We start from the raw sequence: 14544 nt of genomic DNA on the forward strand, positions 1-14544 counted from the left end.
GCACAACAGCGGACGGCCTGCAGGCTGTCCGCTGTTTGCTTTTCAGATGTTGCTTGGGGAATCAGGCCGCACCGAAGGGATGCAGCTTCTGCCCTTTATTCTGTCATTTCCAGTTCAGAGATCCATTCCCGCACGCGGTCCGGGCGGTTTGTGACGATGGCATCCGGCTGCAGGGGCCAAAGGTCTTTCACGGCCTGTTCCCCGTCCACCGTCCAGTATGCCGCCTTGATGCCCAGATCATGCAGCTTCTGCACCATGCTGGGCTGCTGGTAAGCGGTGTGATATTCGCAGCTCACCCAGTCCGGCTTGAAGTCCAGCGTCTGCACATACTTTACCGGGTCCCGCTGTTCCAGCAGGCGCTGGGCTACCTCTACCAGACTCTTGCCCGGAAAGTTCGCCTGCAGCATACTGATCTGATTGCCCATCCAGCGCAGGGCCCAGCTGCAGTTTTCGTCATCCACATTTTCCACCGACAGCGGCGGCAGCTGTGGAAAATCATCCTCTTCCAGCCCGTTCTGCAGGCCAAGCATTTCCCATGTGCTAGTGGGCAGCGCCATGGTCTCCAACGCACCGTAGACCAGCACGCCCACCTTCAGCTCCGGCATCAGCTGCTTTGCCTGCCGCAGCAGGTCGTGGTTGAACGAGATCACCACCAGCCGGTCGGTAATGTTTGCTGCACGCACCTCCTCGATCACGCGGGGGACAAAATCCGGGTCGTCATCAATGGTGGCCTTCATTTCCAGCTGAACGATGGTACCTTCCATTTCCCTGCACAGAGCCAGTGCCTCCTGCAGGGTAGCGATCCTCTCGTTCCGATAGTTCACATCCTTCCAGCTACCAAAGTCCAGCGCCTTCAGCTCGCCCTCGGTCATGTCGTAGATCTGGCCACGCATATCGGTGTGCCAGTCAATGACAAAATCGTGGTGGATCACCAGCTTTTTATCGCTGGTCTGCTGTACGTCCATTTCCACGCCGTCCGCACCGATCTCCATCGCCTTGCGGAACGCAGAAAGGGTATTTTCCGGCGCAAGATAGGACGCGCCGCGGTGTGCAATGATCTCAGGTGTCATAAATTCCAATTCTTTCTCACAAATTTATTTTTTCGCAAATTTCAGGCAAGGTCGGTGCCGTTTGAAGCAATGACCTTTTTGTACCAGTAGAAGCTGTCCTTGCGGCTGCGGGCCAGTGTGCCGTTGCCGTCGTTGTCCTTATCCACATAGATAAAGCCGTAGCGCTTTTTCATCTCACCGGTGGATGCGCTCACAAGGTCGATAGGGCCCCATGTGGTGTAGCCCATCAGCGGCAGGCCGTCCTCGTTGACGGCCTTTTCCATCTGCTCGATGTGGGCGCGCAGATAATCGATGCGGTAGCTGTCGTGGATGGAGCCGTCCGCTTCCACGGTATCCACCGCGCCAAGGCCGTTCTCCACAATGAACATGGGCTTTTCGTACCGGTCGTAGATGGTGTTCAGGGTCACGCGCAGGCCCACCGGGTCGATGGCCCAGCCCCACTCGCTGGCCTTGAGGTACGGGTTCTTCACAGCTTCCAGCACCGCATTGCCGTCGGCCTTTTCTTCTGCCAGGATTTCCTGATCCGTGGTGATGCAGCGGCTGGAATAGTAGCTGAAGGAGACAAAATCCACGGTGCCTTCTTTCAGAACCTGCTCATCGCCCGGCTCGGTGTGTAGGGTGATGCCGGCCTTCTCCATCCGCTTTTTTGCCCACACCGGGTAGGCTCCCCGGGCCTGCACATCGGTAAAGAAGTAGTTGTCGCGGTCCGCTTCCTGCGCGGCACGGATATCCTCCGGTGCACAGGTGCGCGGGTAATACTGGCCTGCCGCCAGCATACAGCCCACCATGGCACCGGGCATCTTTTCATGGGCCAGCTTGACCGCCTTTGCGCTGGCCACCAGCTCATGATGTGCCGCCTGATACTCCACCTGCTGCACATTCTCGCCCGGATAGAACACTAGCCCCGCGCCGGTAAAGGGCAGATGCAGCAGCATGTTGATCTCGTTGAAGGTGAGCCAGTATTTCACCTTCCCCTTGTAGCGGTCAAACAGCACTTCACAGTAGTGCACATAGGCATCCACCATGCGGCGGTCTTTCCAGCCGCCATACTTTTTTATGAGGGCAATGGGGGTATCGAAGTGGCAGATGGTCACAAGCGGTTCAATGCCGTATTTGTGGCACTCATCAAACACATCCTCATAGAACTTCAAGCCCTCTTCATTGGGCCGGACATCGTCGCCGTTCGGCAGGATGCGGGTCCATGCGATGGACAGCCGGAAGCACTTGAAGCCCATCTCGGCAAAGAGGGCGATGTCCTCTTTATAATGGTGATACAGGTCAATGGCTTCATGGCTGGGATAATAGTGCTTGTCGTCGCACTCCAGCATTTCCAGCCGACCCAGCGCCACCGGGAAGCGGTCCGGGCCAAACGGGGTCACATCCACGGTGGCAAGGCCCTTGCCGCCTGCTTGCCATGCGCCCTCGCACTGGTTGGCAGCGGTGGCACCGCCCCACAGAAAATCTTTGGGAAAACTGCCCATAAGTAAACCCTCCCTATTTTAATTTGTTGATTATAAGATACCGCACAATCGCCGGAATGTCCATGCCTACATTTTACAAAAAGGTGCTTCATTGTTGTGAAAGTACGACTTTTATCGTCAAATCGCCGAATTTTGATTCTATTTTTCGTACATTTTTCACGAGAAAAATGCAAAAACGGCCTGATTTTCCTTTCATTCTGTTTCTTTCAAACTGTTCGCAGACATGGTACAATAATCAGGTAAGATACACCGCCGCTTTTTCGGCATTGGAAAATGGAGTGTTTGATTATGACTGAGTTCAAGCCCATTAAAGAAGGCAAGGTTCGTGAGATCTATGATAACGGTGACAGCCTCATCATGGTTGCTACCGACCGCATTTCCGCGTTTGATGTCATCCTGAAAAACAAGGTCACCAAAAAGGGCACCGTTCTGACCCAGATGAGCAAATTCTGGTTCGATTACACCCGCGATCTGCTGCCCAACCATATGCTGAGCGTGGACGTGAAGGATATGCCGGAGTTCTTCCAGCAGCCCCAGTTCGACGGCAACAGCATGATGTGCCGTAAGCTGACCATGCTGCCCATCGAGTGCATCGTGCGCGGCTACATCACCGGCAGCGGCTGGGCCAGCTACCAGAAGACCGGCAAGGTGTGCGGCATCCAGCTGCCCGAGGGCCTGAAGGAGTCCGACAAACTGCCCGAGCCTATCTACACTCCCTCCACCAAGGCCGAGATCGGCGACCACGACGAGAACATCTCCTACGAAAAGAGCATCGAGGTGCTGGAAAAGCAGTTCCCCGGCCACGGCGAGGAGTACGCCACCAAGCTGCGCGACTACACCATTGCCCTGTATAAGAAGTGTGCTGAATATGCGCTCTCCCGCGGCATCATCATTGCCGACACCAAGTTTGAGTTTGGTCTGGATGAGAACGGCAACGTGGTGCTGGGCGACGAGATGCTTACCCCGGATTCCTCCCGCTTCTGGCCGCTGGAAGGCTACGAGCCGGGCCACAGCCAGCCTTCCTTCGACAAGCAGTTCGTGCGCGACTGGCTCAAGGCCAATCCCGACAGCAACTACGACCTGCCTCAGGATGTCATTGACAAGACCATTGCCAAGTATCTGGAGGCCTACGAGCTGCTCACCGGCAAAAAGCTGTAAGATCGATCGTATAAACGTACAAAAAAATGCTTCCGTGCGGCGCACGGAAGCATTTTTTGTTTCACTCACTCAGCTCCGCGCTTTCCTCGGAAAAAGCTTCGGACTCTGCCGTTTCTTCGTTTTCTTCATCCAGCAGGTACTGCACCTCGGTCTGCTTTGCCATCTGCTCTGCTGTCCAGTCCAGCTGTGCGATGCCTTCCAGTTCCAGCGTGTACTGCTCCACATTCTGCAGGCTGCCGGAGGCAAGACTCTGGCCCGGGTCGTTCTCCGGCGACCATGTAATGCGCAGCTCATCCGGCTGTGCACTGCACTGCTGCACGGCATCGGTCACGCTGCGGCAGTCCTGCGCAAAGGCCTGTACGCTGTCATAGCCGCCAAACAGCTCCACGGTCAGGCTCAGATAGCCGTTTCCGGCATTCACATCCCGCAGCGTTTTCGCCTCACTGCTGTACAGGTAGGCGTTTCCGCTGATATTCTTCACACGGATATCCGGGGCTGTTTGTTTGATCTTGTCATAGGCTTCTGTCGTATATTCCTGCCCCAGCTTCATGCTTGCCTGATTCCGCTCCGGGCCGAGTTCATCCCACACGACCGGCAGCAGCGACAGACAGAAGCATCCGCCCATGAGCACAAGGCAGATCAGCACCGACCAGAAATCGTATTTCCAGCGGCCCGGGCGGGCGGCAAAAAAGAGCACCTCGCCGCCCAGCAGGATCAGCCCTGCCGCTGGGGCGATCTTGAGCGTCAGCTTCCAGTCAAAGCCCGGCACGAAATAGGCAAACAGAAAGAAGATGCCCGCTGCGATCAGGCATACGCCCAGCGTGAAGCTGCCCACCCGGCGCAGCGGCTGCGGTTTTGCAGTCTGCGGTGCTTCACCGGTCAGCGGCGCATCATTTCTCGTCTCGTCCATCGTCGGCATCCTCCGTCTCATCGTCCGGGGTCACGGGCTTGCCCAGCAGAGCCGAGAGCTTGGGCATGGCAAAGCCCTTTGCTTTCGGCTCCGCCTGCGCATCCTGTGCAGTATACTCGGTAAAATCTTCATCTTCGGCATCGTTCTGCGGCTTCTGCTTTCTGCCCTTGGGGCCGCGCACCAGCCATGCACCGCAGATGATCAGGGCCACGCACACCACCACCTCCGGCAGCTGATCCATCATCAGGTAAAGTGCGCGGAAGAAAGGGCGGCTCTGGCCCCAGCGCCACACGATATCCCCCAGCGTGTTCATAAGGATGTTCTGGTAGGCCACCAGCGCGCCCAGCGCGATCAGGCCCCAACCCAGCAGCTTGTGGCTGTCCAGCATGAACTGTTCCATGCGCTGGTCGTGCCAGTTGATGTGCACCAGATAATCGTCCTGCGGGGCGGTGCCTGCGCCGATCTGCGCCCGGAGATTGAAGGTGTCAAAGAAGCTGTACATCCACACAATGGGCATGGCTACATACAAAACTCCCAGCAGAGTTCCCGCACCAAAGGCCACGCAGAACATCGTAATGAGCGAAAGGCCGCGCTTCATGTAGCCCTGATACATCTGGCCTGCGCCCGGGCAAAAGGCGAAGAGGAAGGTCAGGATTCCGTTTTTCATCATAATCGATCTCCTTATTTCGTTTGATCTGCAAGTGGCGAATTTTTGTATTTTTCTGCTGCAGGGCCGCCGGCTCCGAACAGCAGGTCATTGAGTGCTTTTGCCAGCGAAGCCTGCTGCTTCGGCTTGTCGTCGTCCATTGGCTTTCCCAGTATTTCCGGCTGGGCGGACGGTCGGCCATCTTCCACCGGCTTGCCCAGCTGTGCAGGCTCTTCGGTCTGGCTCTGGCTGGTCTCCGGTGTCCATGTGTGCAGCTCCTGCCGGAAATTCAGCAGCTGGTCTATGGTGCCGGAGCGCCACATGGTAAAGGCCAGCACCGCCGCCACACCGGCCACTGCGGCACGGCCCCATGTGTTCTGCATCAGCCGCACCCAGATAGCGGCCATCACCGCCTTGTGCGCGGAGTGCGGCGGCGTTTCCAGCGCATCTGCCGTCAGCAGAGCGGTGTAGCGGTCCATGCATTTATCGCAGTAGGATAAATGCTCGGCGGTCTCCAGCCGGCCCAGCTCATCCAGCCCGCCTGCCTGCAGGGCCTGTAGGCCTTCGTCGGTCAGGCAGCCGTTTTTGTCAAACAGTTCCATGTACGCACTCCTTTCCATCGTTTTCACGCTGTAGTATCTGCTGTGCCAGCATCTTTTTTGCCCGGTAGATCTGTGCTTCCACCGTCTTGGGCGGGCGGCCGCACAGCTGTGCCGCCTCGGCCATGGTGTGCTGTTCCAGCAGCACCAGACGGCAAGGCGTTCTGTAGGGCTCCCGCAGATCCAGGATCATGACGGTGAGCTCTTCCTCGCCCAGAGCATCCAGCACCTGCTGTTCCGGCTGGGTGCCGGGCGGCGCACCTTCCAGCGCCAGCACATCGTCGCCGGGAATGTTCACCCTGCGCACCCATGCGCTGCGCAGATAGTCCTTTGACTTGTTGGCAGCGATGCGTGCCAGCCACTGTTTTTCAAACCCGGACGGGCAGCGGTCAATGGCCCGCCATGCCGCCAGAAAGGTCTCCTGCGTCAGGTCCTGCGCATCGCCGGCATCCGGCACCAGCTGGTGGCAGACCGTATATACGAGCGACTGGTATTTCTGCACCATCGCGCTGAATTCCAAGGTTGTCAACGGCCTGCCCACCTCCTTTCAGTTTCGTCCCGGTCCGACGAAGTGCAGCCCCTGCGCTGCCCTTCTGCACATTCATACGAAACAGCCGTTCAAAATCCTGCAAAAACTTTTATTTTTATGATACAATAGAAGTAGTATAGCACAAAAGGAGGCATTCGGCCATGGCTGTCAGTACCCGTCAGGCACTTTTGCAGGCACTTTCCGCTGCCGGGGGCAGCTACGTTTCCGGCCAGCAGCTGGCCGAGACCCTCGGCGTGAGCCGCGCTGCCGTGCACAAGGCCGCTGCGGCCCTCACGGCCCAAGGGTACGCGCTGGAAGCTGCGCCCCGCCGGGGCTACCGGCTGGCAGGCGGCGACCCGTTCTGCGCCGAAGCCATCGGGGACTACCCTGCACCCATCTATTTATATGACACGCTGGAGAGCTCCAACCGCACGGCAAAGCTGCTGGCGCTGGATGGTGCACCCCATGGCACGCTGGTGCTCACCGCCCACCAGAGCGCCGGACGCGGCAGGCTGGGCCGGAGATTTGAAAGCCCGGCAGGCAAGGGCGTTTACTGCTCGGTGCTGCTGCGCCCGGAAATGCCCGCCGCCAATGCCCAGACCGCTACCATCAGCGCCGCGGTAGCGGTCTGCCGTGCCGTGAAAAAGCTCTGCGGGCTGGAGCTTGCCGTCAAGTGGGTCAACGACCTGTACTATCAGGGCAGAAAGGTCTGCGGCATCCTGACCGAAGCGGGGACCGACCTCGAGAGCGGACAGCTGGAATGGCTGGTGGTCGGCATCGGGCTGAACCTTACCTCCACCGCTGCCGACTGGCCGGAGGAGCTGGCCCGCAAAGCCGGGAGCCTGTACCCCGGCGGGCCTGCCCCGGTGAGCCGGGCCGCACTGGCCGGGGCCATTGCCCGGGAGCTGCTGGCCCTCTGCCCGGCGTTTGACTGTCTGGATGAGTACCGTGCCCGGTGCTTTGTGCCCGGCCACTGGGTGACGGTGTGTGCCGAGACCGAGACCTACGCCGCAAAGGCCCTTGCCATCGACGAGGAAGGGCGGCTGGTCATCCAGCGGGAGAACGGCCGGCAGGAGGCTCTGCGCTGCGGCGAGGTGACCACACGGCCTGCACGGACCGAATAAGACGCAAAAAAGCACCCTTTCCTGCCCGGAAAGAGTGCTTTTTATGTTCTGTACTTATGTATCCAGATCCACGGCTTCCAGCACCGTGATGTCCTCTTTTTCAAAGGCGGTGCGGATCATCCCGGCAAGGCCTGGCATTTCGGCCTTGTTCTCGATGCACAGGGTGATAATGCCGTTCAGGCTGGAGGCTTCCACGCCCATGGAGCCGCCATCCGGCGGGACCCAGACGTTGAAGTCTTTGGTGTACTTCTGAAGCTCCTGCGTGGCCGGCAGCAGCGGATTTCCCAGATAGCTGAGCCAGAAATCCGCCAGGACACCGCTGATGTACTCGCCCATCTGGAACACCCTCTGCTTGATGCGCAGGGGCGCTTTCTGCTGGTCTACCTTGTACACCCAGCTCATCTGCTCGGCCATGCGCTGCAGCTTTGCCTCCGGCTGCAGGGTGCGGAGCACCTCGGCATCCATTTCCGGCACGATGTCCGCAAGGCGGGTGTCCTCGTTCAGCTTCACGCTGCTCTGGAAGGAGCACACGCAGTTGTAAAGGGCATCCGGCACGCCCGCTTCCCTGCGGGTATCTGCCGAGTAGGAATACTGGATCTCGTCTTTGCCCAGATAGCTGCGCAGCGCAAGGCTCAGCAGACCGGCCAGCGCTGTAAAGGGCTTGACGCCGTTCTCCACTGCCCGGTCCACAAGGCTCTGCTTGGTCAGCCGCACCCGGGTGCGGCGCATCCTGCCCTCGTAGGTCTGCACCACATCCCTCTGCATCGTGCTCTCGGTGGCTGTGTGGGGTGGATATTTTTCCATCATGGCCTCGATGTCATAGGCCGGGCTGCACAGGATGGGCGTGTTTTCAAACGCCGTGCCATAGCGCAGGTTGCAGTACTGTTCCAGAATGCGGGTGAGGAAGGGCGACACCCCGTGGCCGTCCATGAGGAAATGATACCAGTCAAAATAGACGGTGTCCCCCTCACAGCTCACGCTGAAAAGATAGCCGTTCGTTTCCTCCGGGATATCGCGCTGTGCACTGCCCTGATACACAAGGCAGGGGTTCGGGTTCGGCTCCAGAAAAAAGCTCCGCTTTTCCTGCACCAGCTGTACCCGATAGTACGGTGCGGCCGAAAGCGCCGCCTCCAGTGCGCGCTGCAAAAGAGCGGGTTCCACCGCATCCTGCAGCGCAAACTGGTACCGACACAGGATTTTCTCCCGACGGAAGAAGTACATCGTTCCCTGAAAGATGTACTCCGTCGAGCGCTGCGACTCATTCATGAACTGTTACCCCGCGTTTGCCGCCAGATAATCCACCAGATCCCCTATGGTCACAAAGTTGCGCAGCTCCTTTTCAGGGATGCGCAGGCCGAAGGTCTCCTCGAGGTCTGCCACAATGGTCAGGATCTCCATTGAGGACAGATCCAGATCGTCCATCAGGACGCTGTTCTCATTCACATCTTCGGGAGAAACCTCGGCAACATCCTCCAGGATGGCCAGGATCTGGGAAATGATCTCTGCTCGTTCCATAGAAATTTTCTTCCTTTCCGTGACGGATAATAGGCACAATCTCCTATGCCTTTCCATAATAATACCCTGATTCTCTCCTGTGCGCAAGGGTTCCGGCAACAAAGCTTTGTTTTTTGTCGGAACTCCTGTTTTCAGTCTGCCGGTCTGCCGGCCCATTTATGCATCCGGGCATTCGATCGCATCTGTATCACTGGCGCAGCAGCTTGCCTGCACCGTTGCGCGGCAGCGGCTCGGTGCTGAACTCCACTGCACTCATACGCTTGTACAGCGGCAGGGTGCGGTTTGCCTCGGTGATAAAGTCCCGCACCTGCTGCTGTTTGTCCTCGTCGCAATAGACCACCACGCCGATCTTCTTGCCCATTTCTTTTACAACACATTCCTTCACGGCTTCGCACTTGCCCACGATGCCTTCCAGCTCTTCGGGGCTGATGTTCTCGCCGCTGTCCAGAATGATGAGGTTCTTCTTGCGGCCGGTCAGGAAATAGTAGCCGTCCTCGTCCTTGCGGGCCAGATCGCCAGTGTGGAACCAGCCGTCCGCGTCAATGACCTCGGCGGTGGCCTCCGGGTCCTTGTAGTAGCCCAGCATGATGCTGTCGCCGTGCATGCACAGCTCGCCGTCCTCGGCGATCTTGTAGTCCAGATAATCGTTGCCCTGACCCACAGCGCCGATGTGCTTTGCGTCCTGTGCGTAGTTGATGATGCCGTCGCCGCAGGTCTCGGTGCTGCCGTAGGTCTGCACCACGAACATGCCGTGTTCCGCCATATCCAGCATCACCTGCGGGTCGAACATGGCAGAGGAGCAGATGGGCACCCACAGCTCCCCCAGACGGTCCTTGCGGCCGCGCATCACATCGTGGTGGAGCGAGTTCATAATGACCGGCACCACCGCCATGGCCTGACTGGGCATCCGCTTTACCTCTTTATAGAAGTTGCGGATGTCGCTGCTGACGTTCAGCGCCCAGCCTGCGTGGGCCCAGGAGAACAGGCAGATGAACGCGCCCAGATGGAACATGGGCAGCACGGTGTACTGGCTCATGACGAGGTTCGGTTCGTGCTTATACGCCATCATGTGCTCACCGATCTGGGTGTGGGCACGCATCACCGAGAAGAAATTCTTCTCGCTCAGCATCACGCCCTTGCTGCGGCCCGTGGTACCGGAGGTGAACATCAGGACCATCAGGGCTTCGTGGTCGATGCAGCGGGTCAGCTGCGCAGGCTCATAGCTCCGGAAGCCATCCATGGGGCGGAGGATCTCGCCGTAGGCAGCCTTGAGCTGGTCGTTGAAGCCGTAGTCGTCGCCGTCGGTCAGGATGGCATCCGGCTCCACAAGGCCCAGCTCGTAGCTCAGCTCGTCCCAGCTCTTGCGCTGGTTCAGCAGCACCAGCACCGCACCGGCCGCCACCACGCCAAAGGTGTTCACGGCATACTCGTAGCTGTTCTTGGTGAGCAGGCAGATCTTTTTGCCCTTGATCTCCGGGATGGTGGACTGGAAGTAATTCACCGCCTTGCGGATATCCTGCACATAATCCTTATAGAGGATGGTGGTCACGGCATCGTTTGCGGTGTCGTAGAAGCGGAAGGCCACATTATCCTTGAAGCGGTCTTCCATGTTGATGGTGATAAGGTCGTAGACATTATCCAGCACTCTGATCTTACTCATTGTTCTGTTTCCTCCTGTGTTCAGCGCAGCAGTTTTCCCATGGCGTTGCGGGGCAGCGGCTGTGCACTGAACTCCGTCACCATGCGCTTGTACAGCGGCAGGCCGCGGTTGACCCCAGTGACGAACTCCTTCACAGTTTCCTGCTTTGCAGGGTCACAGTAGATGAGGGCACAGATCTTTTTGTTCTTTTCCTTCACGATGCACTCCTGAATGTCCGCACAGGGCACCAGCAGCTTTTCCAGCTCCTCGGGATTCACGTTCTCGCCGCTGTCCAGAATGATCACGTTCTTCTTGCGGCCGGTCAGGTACATGTAGCCGTCCTCTTCCACCCGGGCAATGTCGCCGGTGTGGAACCAGCCGTCTGCATCGATGACTTCTGCAGTGCCTTCCGGGTCCTTGTAGTAGCCCAGCATGATGGGGTCGCCCCGCATGCACAGCTCGCCGTCGTCCAGCTTGTATTCACAGCTGAGGTCCACATGGCCCACGCTGGTCAGGTACTTTGCCTCCTGTGAGGAGTTCCATGCACCGTCGCCGCAGGTCTCGGTCAGGCCGTACATCTGGGCCACAAAGAAGCCCTTCTCCATCATATCACTCAGAATCTTGGGGTCGAACATGGCAGCGCCGCAGGTCAGCACGCACAGGCCGTTCAGGCGGTCGCGGCGGCCCTTCATCACATCGCTGTAGATGCTCTTCAGCAGCACCGGCACCACCGCCATCACCTCGCTGTGCATGGCACCCAGATCACGGTAGAAATACTTCAGGTTGTTGCACAGGTTGATGGAGTGGCCGGTGATGCTCCACGAAACAAGGCTGGTCATGGCGGAGATGTGGAACATGGGCAGGGTGGACAGGGACGAGAACTCATCGGTGTTCCAGCCCATGTACTTCTTCACATCGTCAAAGGGGTCCAGAAAAGCCGGCATGGCGCTGAACAGGTTCTTCTGGCTCAGCATAACGCCCTTGCTGCGGCCGGTGGTGCCGGAGGTGAACATGATAAAGGCCAGAACAGAGAGGTCCTCCACCTCGGTCACGTCCTCGGCAGGCTCATAGGCCGCAAAGACATCCATGGGCTTCAGGATGCTGCCGTAGGTCTCAGCGAGGGCAGGCTCCCGCTCCGCGAACTCGCCATCCTGCAGGATGCACACCGGCTCGGTGAGGCCCAGCTCATAGGAGATGGCATCCCAGTCCTTGCCAAGGTTCAGCGGCACAGCCACGGCTCCGGCAATGACCGTGCCGTACATGCAGATGACATACTGGTAGCTGTTGCGGGCCAGGATCGCCACACGCTTGCCGCGCACATCGCCATACTCTGCACGCAGGAACGCCACGAACCGGCGCAGATCCTGGGCATACTGTGCGTAGTGCACCTCGGCCACGCCCTGCTTTTTTTCATCATACCAGCGCAGAGCCACACGGTCTGCAATGTTGGTTTCCATATTGCAAAGTGACTGATACAGCGATGTAATCATTTTTCTGCCTCCATTTTTATCATCCGATCCGGCGCTCCTGTGTAGGCCAACACAGATCCTTCCAGTCATTTCCAACTGTGCCCAGTATACAATAAGGCCTGTGTCAATGCAAGAGTTTTGCAACATTTAATTCCAAACATTGACAATAAAATATTGCATATCATGTCGTTTCCAGATGTAAATTCTGCCTTTCGTTGCGAAGCCGCCCTGCCTGTGCTATGCTTTTATTGCAGGCTGCAATGTGTCCCCGCCCGCCGGACCGCAATTCAAAATTGACAGTCTGTGCAAAAAGCATTATACTGGGTTCATATCCATACAAAATTTTATCTTTTTCATTCAAAATCTACGCATTGTGCGGCGTCCGGCTCTGATGGAATGTCCCGCGCAAGGAAGGAACCTCCATGGAAGGAACCAAGCCCCGCACCGCCAGCTCCATCGGCATGTTCGACATGCTCAAGGGTGCCGGTATGCTGACCATCGTTTTTGCGCATACCGCCGAGCTTTATCCCATGCAGGCGGTCAGCGGCCTGTCCCTGACCGCGTTTTTCCCGTTCATCTACCGCGAAGCGCTGATGTCCGCCTTTTTTATTGCCAGCGGCTACGGCTTCCGCAAGCGCTCTATCCACAAGTGCATCCACCAGCAGCTCAAAAGCCTGCTCAAACCCTATGCTTACACGGCACTGTTCACCTGCGTGCTGCACTTTATCATCCATTATAAGACGTTCCAGTACCTGCCCGGCACCATCGGCGAGTCTATCAAGGTCACCGGCGGCTTTCTGCTGGGCCTGCCCCACACGGCCAAGTATTTCGGGCAGGAGTTCTTCTCCTGCGGGCCGATGTGGTATCTGCTGGCGCTGATGGTAGGCTGGGTGCTGCTGGATGTGATCCTGAACATCTTCCCGGAGCGCTATGTTCCATGGGCTGTGGCAGGCTGCGTCCTGCTGGGCTGGGGCGCGAGCCTTGTGTGGGAGCTGCCCTTCTGCCTGATCCAGGGTGCCGTGGTGGTGCCCTACCTCTATATCGGCTTCCTTGCCAAAAAGAAGCATCTGCTGGACGAGCCCCTGCCGCCCAAAGTCTTTGCCGGGCTGCTGGCCGCCACAGCACTCATTGCCGTAGGCGCTCTTGCTACCCGCACCACCGACTGCATCTCGCTGGCCGAGTGGTCACTGGGGCCGCTGAGCATCTTTCTGGACGGTGCTGCAGGCCTGCTTTTCATCCGGCTGTTCATGCGGCTCAGCCGCGGCCATGGCCCCATCGTGCACTTTCTGGAAGCGGTGGGCCGCCGTTCGCTGAACATTTTCTGCGTACATACCGTGGAGATCATCGCTATTCCGTGGTATCTGATGGTAGCAAAGTTCTCTGCGCAGCCGGTGCTGGGCATGTGGCTGCAATATGCCATCGCTCTGGGCTCTATCTGGCTGGTGTGTGAGCTGCTGCGTGTACGCCGCGCACTCATCATCCGATTTTTCCCGGCACAGCGCAGAACGCCCGCCGTGCACTATACCTCCCGGCACTGACATGTTTTTCCGGCTGCTGCGGTGCAGCCATCATAAAAGTAAGAGGAGAATCCGGTTATGAACAACGATGTCCCCGAGACCCTTGCTGCGGCCCGCAGCCGCGCTGCTGACTTGGAACAGCAGCTCAAGCTCTCTGACGAAGGTGTATCCCGGCTGGCACAGCGGTGTCTGGAGCTGGAACAACAGGTGCTGAACTATCAGGCCGCACTGGCAAGGCACGGCAGCGACAACGAGCCTGCCGCCCTGACCCTGCCGCAGCTGTTCTACGATTCCGGCTCCGGCTATTCCCCGCGGGAATGCCTGACCGTTGCCGAGGATGCCTACGACGAACTGACCCACGAGGTCTCTGCGGTGTTCACCCTGCCCACGGATGCCCGTGCGCTGCGGCTGGACCCCGGTGAGCTGGCCTGCTGCGTGACTGACCTGAGCATTTCGGACGAGCGGCTGGAATGCCGCGCCATGAACGGCATCCAGCTGCAGGAAGACTGCCTGCTGTTTTTGGATGTGGACCCCAACCTGACCGTGTGCAGCACCGTGCCCTTTGCGGCCGGGATGAAGTTTGCCGTGACCTATCATTACTATCCGCTGGGCCGCTTCCAGCACGAGCAGCCCGGCAAGGCCCTGCTCAGCGCGTTGAATACCATCAAGCTGCAGGCTGAGGCCGAAAAGAACAATGTTCTGGAACAGCTGCAGGCCGCCCTTGCCGAGAACACCCGGCTGAACAATCAGCTGACAGAACTGCAGAACAGCCGTGCTGCCTATGAAGATTCGCTGGAAAACCTGTACGAGAGCAGCAGCTGGCGGCTTACCGCACCGCTGCGTGCTTTGCGCCGCCTGCTGCGCGGCTGAATCGGATCGCTAAAGGA

At 58.4% G+C, this 14544-nt stretch carries 14 protein-coding genes; 4 read left to right on the forward strand and 10 right to left on the reverse strand.

What is annotated here, in order from left to right; all coding sequences use genetic code 11:
* Positions 1 to 95: 95 nt before the first annotated feature.
* Positions 96 to 1070 (reverse strand): glycerophosphodiester phosphodiesterase family protein, encoded by a 975-nt coding sequence (locus GKG34_RS02530; protein ID WP_005943990.1) that lies wholly within the window; start codon positions 1068 to 1070, stop codon positions 96 to 98.
* Positions 1071 to 1111: 41 nt separating this feature from the next.
* Positions 1112 to 2551: a 6-phospho-beta-glucosidase gene (locus GKG34_RS02535; RefSeq protein ID WP_005943988.1), complete on the reverse strand. Its 1440-nt coding sequence runs from the start codon at positions 2549 to 2551 to the stop codon at positions 1112 to 1114.
* A 288-nt stretch (positions 2552 to 2839) separates the two neighbouring features.
* Between GKG34_RS02535 and GKG34_RS02540 the strand changes: the two genes are divergently transcribed.
* The gene (locus GKG34_RS02540) at positions 2840 to 3709 is read left to right on the forward strand and encodes a phosphoribosylaminoimidazolesuccinocarboxamide synthase (protein WP_044953963.1); all 870 of its coding nucleotides are present in this window, start codon (positions 2840 to 2842) and stop codon (positions 3707 to 3709) included.
* Positions 3710 to 3770: 61 nt separating this feature from the next.
* On the opposite strand, the gene GKG34_RS02545 is transcribed toward GKG34_RS02540, so the two are convergent.
* From GKG34_RS02545 to GKG34_RS02560, 4 genes are read right to left on the reverse strand one after another with little or no spacing between them, the layout of a single operon-like run.
* A complete protein-coding gene (locus tag GKG34_RS02545) occupies positions 3771 to 4619 on the reverse strand; it encodes a hypothetical protein (protein ID WP_005943981.1) in 849 nt (282 codons plus the stop codon).
* Positions 4600 to 5289 carry a hypothetical protein gene (locus GKG34_RS02550; protein WP_005943979.1) on the reverse strand — a complete coding sequence of 230 codons (690 nt, stop codon included), beginning with the start codon at positions 5287 to 5289 and terminating at the stop codon, positions 4600 to 4602. Before GKG34_RS02550 ends, GKG34_RS02545 begins: the two co-directional genes overlap by 20 nt.
* 11 nt (positions 5290 to 5300) lie before the next feature.
* Positions 5301 to 5867, reverse strand: a complete 567-nt coding sequence (locus GKG34_RS15750; protein ID WP_005943977.1) for a hypothetical protein — start codon at positions 5865 to 5867, stop codon at positions 5301 to 5303.
* On the reverse strand, positions 5854 to 6393 hold the full coding sequence (locus GKG34_RS02560; protein WP_242821957.1) for an RNA polymerase sigma factor: 540 nt from the start codon (positions 6391 to 6393) through the stop codon (positions 5854 to 5856). Before GKG34_RS02560 ends, GKG34_RS15750 begins: the two co-directional genes overlap by 14 nt.
* 161 nt (positions 6394 to 6554) lie before the next feature.
* Here GKG34_RS02560 and GKG34_RS02565 point away from each other — a divergent pair, with 161 nt between their 5' ends.
* Complete coding sequence (locus GKG34_RS02565) at positions 6555 to 7517, forward strand: biotin--[acetyl-CoA-carboxylase] ligase (protein ID WP_005943969.1); 963 nt, start codon at positions 6555 to 6557, stop codon at positions 7515 to 7517.
* Between the two features lie 54 nt (positions 7518 to 7571).
* Here the strand turns inward: GKG34_RS02565 and GKG34_RS02570 are convergent, their stop codons facing one another.
* The 4 genes from GKG34_RS02570 to GKG34_RS02585 form a co-directional block, all read right to left on the reverse strand.
* A complete protein-coding gene (locus tag GKG34_RS02570) occupies positions 7572 to 8783 on the reverse strand; it encodes a hypothetical protein (RefSeq protein ID WP_005943967.1) in 1212 nt (403 codons plus the stop codon).
* Positions 8784 to 8789: 6 nt separating this feature from the next.
* On the reverse strand, positions 8790 to 9032 hold the full coding sequence (locus tag GKG34_RS02575) for an acyl carrier protein (RefSeq protein WP_044953961.1): 243 nt from the start codon (positions 9030 to 9032) through the stop codon (positions 8790 to 8792).
* A gap of 187 nt (positions 9033 to 9219) precedes the next feature.
* Entirely contained in the window at positions 9220 to 10692 is a 1473-nt protein-coding gene (locus tag GKG34_RS02580) for a class I adenylate-forming enzyme family protein (protein WP_154255529.1), read from the reverse strand.
* Between the two features lie 20 nt (positions 10693 to 10712).
* Positions 10713 to 12161 carry a class I adenylate-forming enzyme family protein gene (locus tag GKG34_RS02585; RefSeq protein WP_243139195.1) on the reverse strand — a complete coding sequence of 483 codons (1449 nt, stop codon included), beginning with the start codon at positions 12159 to 12161 and terminating at the stop codon, positions 10713 to 10715.
* A gap of 401 nt (positions 12162 to 12562) precedes the next feature.
* Here GKG34_RS02585 and GKG34_RS02590 point away from each other — a divergent pair, with 401 nt between their 5' ends.
* Together GKG34_RS02590 and GKG34_RS02595 are read left to right on the forward strand one after the other, a co-directional pair.
* Positions 12563 to 13678, forward strand: coding sequence for an acyltransferase (locus GKG34_RS02590; RefSeq protein WP_005943949.1), 1116 nt, complete (start codon positions 12563 to 12565; stop codon positions 13676 to 13678).
* 57 nt (positions 13679 to 13735) lie between these two features.
* Entirely contained in the window at positions 13736 to 14527 is a 792-nt protein-coding gene (locus GKG34_RS02595) for a hypothetical protein (RefSeq protein WP_154255530.1), read from the forward strand.
* Positions 14528 to 14544: the final 17 nt, after the last annotated feature.

This window comes from Faecalibacterium sp. BIOML-A4 (assembly GCF_009679665.1).
Lineage (GTDB): Bacteria > Bacillota > Clostridia > Oscillospirales > Ruminococcaceae > Faecalibacterium > Faecalibacterium taiwanense.